Origin of the sequence: Arthrobacter sp. 2YAF22_2 (genome assembly GCF_052114645.1) — a bacterium.
GTDB lineage: Bacteria > Actinomycetota > Actinomycetes > Actinomycetales > Micrococcaceae > Arthrobacter.
The window spans coordinates 1-1,593 of record NZ_JBFRFD010000680.1 but is presented as its reverse complement, the minus strand read 5'-3'; the positions used below and the strand labels follow the sequence as shown (position 1 = coordinate 1,593).

At 65.8% G+C, this 1,593-nt stretch carries 1 protein-coding gene and 1 pseudogene; one reads left to right on the top strand and one right to left on the bottom strand.

Translation table 11 applies throughout. The features are described 5' to 3' along the window. Positions 1-367 (top strand): annotated as a pseudogene (locus tag AB4Y86_RS18630) (ABC transporter ATP-binding protein); the annotation flags it as partial. Between the two features lie 84 nt (positions 368-451). On the opposite strand, the gene AB4Y86_RS18625 reads toward AB4Y86_RS18630, so the two are convergent. Further along, the coding region (locus AB4Y86_RS18625) for a catalase (RefSeq protein WP_441403621.1) at positions 452-1,593 on the bottom strand (1,142 nt) is incomplete at its 5' end.

Below are 1,593 nucleotides of genomic sequence, written 5' to 3'. Positions count from 1 at the left end.
GTACCAGCCCGAGGTGCTGCTGATGGACGAGCCGTTCGCCGCAGTGGATGCGCAGACCCGCGCGGACCTGGAGGACCTGATCAGGGCCATCTGGAAGAAGTTCGGGGTGACGGTCCTCTTCGTCACCCACGACATCGACGAGTCGGTCTACCTTGGCGAACGGGTTATCATCCTGTCCAGCTCCCCGACAGTCGTCCAGGAGGACATCGTGATCGACCTTCCGGTGGACCGTGACCAGTTGGAGACCCGGTCCCTTCCGCGCTTCACGGAACTCCGCCACCACGTGTACGAGCAGATCCAGCTCGCCAAGAAGGGTCATCGGCCCGCCGCAGCAGGCGCTGCCGCCGGTTCGTCGGGGCCTGCGTAGCGTCGCGGAGACAGAAAGAAACACCCCGCCACGGACAGTCCGTGGCGGGGTGTTTTCGTTGTGGCCAGGGGCCGACGGCGGAAGCTACAGCTTGTTGGCTRCCTCGGCGTCGGATTCTGCCTGGCCTGCACCGAGGTTGGCGCGCAGCTTGGCGCCGAGCTCGGCGTCGACGTTGGTCCAGTACTGGATGGCGCGTTCCTTGATGGCGGGGCTCTTCACGCCGCCCACGGCGCCGGTGATGGTGTCCAGCAGGCGGGCCTTGGCGCCGTCGTCGAACACTTCGCGGTACAGCGTGCCGGCCTGGCCGAAATCGCCGTCCTCGGCGTGCAGGGAGTGTGCGGAGAGCGTCAGCTCGCCGTCGTTCTCCCAGCCGCCGGCCGGGCTCTGCGGTTCCACGGCAGCCGGGCCGCCGAAGGAGTTCGGCGCGTACACCGGGACCGACGGAGCGTTGAAGTGGTACCGGCCGGCGCCGTCCTGGCTGTAGTTGTTGACCTGGCTCTTGGGCAGGTTCACCGGGAGCTGAGCGTGGTTGGTGCCCACGCGGTAGCGGTGTGCGTCGGCGTAGGAGAAGATGCGGGCCTGGAGCATTTTGTCCGGCGACGCGGCGATGCCCGGCACGAAGTTCGACGGCGCAAAGGTGGCCTGTTCGATCTGCGCGAAGTAGTTCTCGGGGTTCTTGTTCAGCTCCATGGTGCCCACGTGGATCAGCGGGTAGTCGGAGTGCGGCCACACCTTGGTGAGGTCGAACGGGTTGAAGCGGTAAGTCTTGGCGTCCTCATAAGGCATAACCTGGACGTGYAGCTCCCAGGACGGGAAGTTGCCCGCCGCGATGTTCTCCTGCAGGTCGCGGATGTAGAAGTCCGCGTCCGAGCCGGCCAGTTCTTCAGCCTGGTCGCCGGTGATGGCCTTGACGCCCTGGTTGGATTTGAAGTGGTACTTGACCCAGAAGCGCTCGCCCGCGGCGTTGATCCACTGGTAGGTGTGCGAGCCGTAGCCCTGCATTTCGCGCCAGGAAGCCGGCAGGCCGYGGTCGCCCATGAGCCATGTGACCTGGTGGGCCGACTCGGGGGAGAGCGTCCAGAAGTCCCACTGCATGTCGGCGTCGCGCAGGTGCGTGCCGGGGAGGCGCTTCTGGCTGTGGATGAAGTCCGGGAACTTGATGCCGTCGCGGATGAAGAACACCGGGGTGTTGTTGCCGACCAGGTCGTAGTTGCCCTCGGTGGTGT